The sequence below is a fragment of the bacterium genome (assembly GCA_024226335.1).
In the GTDB taxonomy this organism is placed as follows: domain Bacteria; phylum Myxococcota_A; class UBA9160; order SZUA-336; family SZUA-336; genus JAAELY01.
The window spans coordinates 1-3,392 of the sequence record JAAELY010000074.1 but is presented as its reverse complement, the minus strand read 5'-3'; the positions used below and the strand labels follow the sequence as shown (position 1 = coordinate 3,392).

The 3,392-nt window shown below is 60.1% G+C and carries 2 protein-coding genes; both read left to right on the top strand.

What is annotated here, in order from left to right; all coding sequences use genetic code 11:
• Window positions 1-302 precede the first annotated feature (302 nt).
• A complete protein-coding gene (locus tag GY725_03350) occupies window positions 303-2,351 on the top strand; it encodes a helicase (protein MCP4003210.1) in 2,049 nt (682 codons plus the stop codon).
• Complete coding sequence (locus GY725_03345; protein ID MCP4003209.1) at window positions 2,348-2,587, top strand: hypothetical protein; 240 nt, start codon at window positions 2,348-2,350, stop codon at window positions 2,585-2,587. The genes GY725_03350 and GY725_03345 overlap by 4 nt, the downstream gene beginning before the upstream one ends.
• Window positions 2,588-3,392: the final 805 nt, after the last annotated feature.

The window sequence follows — 3,392 nt, the reverse complement described above, 5'->3', positions numbered from 1 at the left end:
TTGCGACCCCGACGCTATTTGTTGCTGGGATGACCCGGTGAACCCGTGCCCGTGAGTTCGCGCCGGCCGTCTCGATTCGGGCGGCCTATGGTGGTTTGGGCTACGATTGAACGATAGGAGGTGAGCCTATGGAATATGCGGAATTCATTGAGTCGAAGTTTGCCCACGACTCTCCAACGGGGATACCGGACCCGCCGACACTGAACCCCCAGCTATTCGACTTCCAGCGGGACATAACCCGATGGGCGTTGAAGCGGGGACGGGCGGCGATCTTCGCCGACTGCGGTCTCGGTAAGACCCCGATGCAACTTGAATGGGCGAAACACGTACCGGGCCGCGTGCTGATCGTTGCCCCGCTCGCGGTGTCTCAGCAGACGATCCGCGAGGGTACAAAGTTCGGAGTCGATGTTACGTACAGCCGGGACGGTGAACTATCGGACGGCGTCACGATCACCAATTACGAGATGATCGACCGATTCGATCCGGGGGACCTAACCGGGATCGTTCTGGACGAATCCTCGATCCTGAAATCTTACACCGGCAAGATCCGAAATCAGATCATTAGCGACTTCGGCTGCGTCCAGTTCCGTCTAGCATGCACGGCAACCCCGGCACCTAACGATCATATGGAACTCGGGAATCATGCCGAGTTCATCGGGGCAATGTCGCGGACGGAAATGCTCTCGATGTTCTTCGTCCACGATGGCAGCGAAACGCAGAAGTGGCGACTGAAAGGCCACGCCGATTCGGAGTTCTGGCGCTGGCTTTGTACGTGGGCCGTGATGATTCGCAAGCCGTCCGACCTCGGATACTGCGACGGGAATTTCACGCTTCCACCCCTGGAAGTATCTCAGCGATCGGTCGGCGGGCCAGCGTCAAGCGGGATGCTTTTTCATAAGCAGGCGATGAGCCTACTCGAACGCAGGCAGGCGCGGAAGGCTAGCCTTGATGCGAGGGTCGCGGAGACTGCCGAGTTAGTCAACGCGATCGAGGGCCCGTGGCTCGTATGGTGCGACCTCAACGCGGAAAGCGCGGCGCTAACAAAGGCCATCGCGGGCGCGGTGGAAGTGAAGGGATCGGATACCCGCGAGCATAAGACCGATTCGATGCTCGGGTTCTCCGATGGCAAGATCCGCGTACTCGTCACGAAACCGAGTATCGCCGGGTTCGGTATGAACTGGCAACATTGCGCGAACGTCGCGTTCGTCGGACTGTCGGATTCTTACGAGCAGTATTATCAGGCGGTGCGGCGATGCTGGCGGTTCGGGCAGGAGTCCGCCGTCCATGTTTACGTCGTAACATCCGACGCCGAGGGCGCAGTCGTTAGTAACATTCAACGCAAAGAAAAGGATGCCGAACTGATGGCGGAAAAGATGGTGGAGCATATGCACGGGTACAACGAGGAGAACATCAAGGACGGGCGCCGCGTCCGCGAGCGGGCCGAGTCTGACCGCGCAGCGGGCCCCGGGTGGGAATTGATCCTCGGGGATTGTGTGGATCATCTCGCGTCGGTCGACTCCGATTCGATCCACTACAGCGTGTTCTCTCCGCCGTTTTCGAGCCTCTACGTCTACTCCGATCTGACCGAGGACATGGGGAACTGTACCGGCGATGCCGACTTCATTCAGCACTTCGGATACGCCGTCAAAGAGTTGTACCGGGTACTGAAACCCGGGCGGCTGCTCTCGTTCCATTGCATGAACCTACCGACGTCGAAGGCGAGGGACGGCGTTATCGGCATCCGAGACTTCCGAGGGGAGTTAATCCGGCTGTTCTGCTCGGAGGGTTTCATCTATCACTCCGAGGTGTGCATCTGGAAAAACCCCGTCGTCGCGATGCAGCGAACGAAGGCGCTCGGGCTGCTCCATAAGCAGATCGTCAAGGATAGCTGTATGTCTCGGCAGGGCATCGCGGACTACCTCGTAACGATGCGGAAACCCGGCGACAATCCCGAGCCTGTCGAGGGCGAACTAGACGAATACGTCGGCGAGCCGGGCTCGTTTGTCCAGAGCGGAAAGCTCTCTATCGACATTTGGCAGCGGTACGCCTCGCCAGTGTGGATGGACATTGATGCGACCCGGACATTGCAAGCCGCCGCGGGCCGTGACAACCGAGACGAGCGCCATATCTGCCCGCTACAGTTAGACGTGATCGAACGGGCGATGCAACTATGGACGAACGAAGGGGATCTAGTGCTATCCCCGTTCGCTGGTATCGGCTCCGAGGGGTACGTTGCAATCCAGACCGGGCGGCAGTTCGTTGGTATCGAATTGAAGCGTTCGTATTGGACGGCAGCGATCGAGAACATGAAAGCCGCCGAGGCCAGCGCGAAACAGGGGCGGCTCATATGAACTACATGGACCTCAATCTCGAAGTCGAACGCGCTGACCGTCGATGGGGCAGGCCGGCGAGTTCCCATGAGACCCTCGGCGTGCTGCTCGAGGAGTTCAACGAGTTCGAGCAGGCCGTCCACGCGAACGACCTGGAGGCGGCGAGGCGTGAGGCGCTACAGGTCGCGGCGGTGGCGATGCGGTTTGTTCTCCACCGCACCGTCCGCGAGGACCGCGAAAACATCGAGCCGGTGTGATAGAATGGGTGGGTTCCCTTCCGGGGGGGCTCTCCCGGTGAGGGGCGGTGGCGGAGTTGATGCCGTCGCCTGCCCCGAACCGACATCAACGGGAGCGTAGATGGCAGACCAGCCCAAGATCCCACCGATCGAACCCGGCCAGTATCTTACCGCCCGCTCATGGTGGAAATTCCAGACCCTACTCAAAGACGGCCCGACCGCTCCGCGGGCGTGGGTGCGTATCGAAACCCGCATGGATGCTGACCTCATGGGGTTGCCACTCCGTGACCAAGCCTGCTGGTACCACACGCTAAGGGTGCTCGGAGCCCACGGCGGGGTAGCGCCAAGGTGTCGGAAAGCTATCGCCAAGCTGGCGGGATGGTCTCGCCAAGGTTCCGTTGAGGGGTTGATATATCAAGGTTTCTTGCAAGTTCACGCTACCAAGGATGACGCGCTTGACTGGGTAGAGAGGACAGGACAGGAGAGGAGAGGACAGGACAGGAGAGGATCGACTTCCCTATCGGGAAGATCGAAAGATACGGTCACGTGTCCGAAACCGGACCCGCGACCCACGCTGGAATTGGTCCCGTCGAACGGCGAACCGAGCAAAGCCACCCGGACGAAGCGCTGGCGGGCTCGATTCGATTCCCACTTCTGGCCGCCGTACCCACGCAAGGCGAACAAGGCCGCCGCCCTGCGGGCCTACATGAAGCACCAGCCGAAGAAATATTCCGACTACGCCCCGACCCTGAAACGAATCCTCGCTTTGCTACAGGCCAGGATTGACGGCGCGTGGGCGAAGCGTGAGAAAGAGCTAATCCCGCAC